Genomic DNA, 500 nt, shown 5'->3' with positions numbered 1-500 from the left:
ATCATCTGCGAAAAGACCGGGATCTGGACCCGTGATGGCATTCTCTGGTTTTCGTCATCCGGTGAAGAGATTGAGCCACCTGACAGTGTGACCTTTCACATCTGGACAGCGTACAGCCCGTTCACCACCTGGGTGCAGATTGTCAAAGACTGGATGAAAACGAAAGGGGATACGGGAAAACGTAAAACCTTCGTAAACACCACGCTCGGTGAGACGTGGGAGGCGAAAATTGGCGAACGTCCGGATGCTGAAGTGATGGCAGAGCGGAAAGAGCATTATTCAGCGCCCGTTCCTGACCGTGTGGCTTACCTGACCGCCGGTATCGACTCCCAGCTGGACCGCTACGAAATGCGCGTATGGGGATGGGGGCCGGGTGAGGAAAGCTGGCTGATTGACCGGCAGATTATTATGGGCCGCCACGACGATGAACAGACGCTGCTGCGTGTGGATGAGGCCATCAATAAAACCTATACCCGCCGGAATGGTGCAGAAATGTCGAT

At 54.6% G+C, this 500-nt stretch carries 1 protein-coding gene; it reads left to right on the top strand.

Annotated features, from left to right (window positions below):
- The coding region (locus F0L74_RS33060; RefSeq protein ID WP_149842254.1) for a terminase gpA endonuclease subunit at positions 1–500 on the top strand (500 nt) is incomplete at both ends.

The organism is Chitinophaga agrisoli (assembly GCF_008386695.1).
Lineage (GTDB): Bacteria > Bacteroidota > Bacteroidia > Chitinophagales > Chitinophagaceae > Chitinophaga > Chitinophaga agrisoli.
This window is presented reverse-complemented; position numbering and strand designations above follow the sequence as displayed.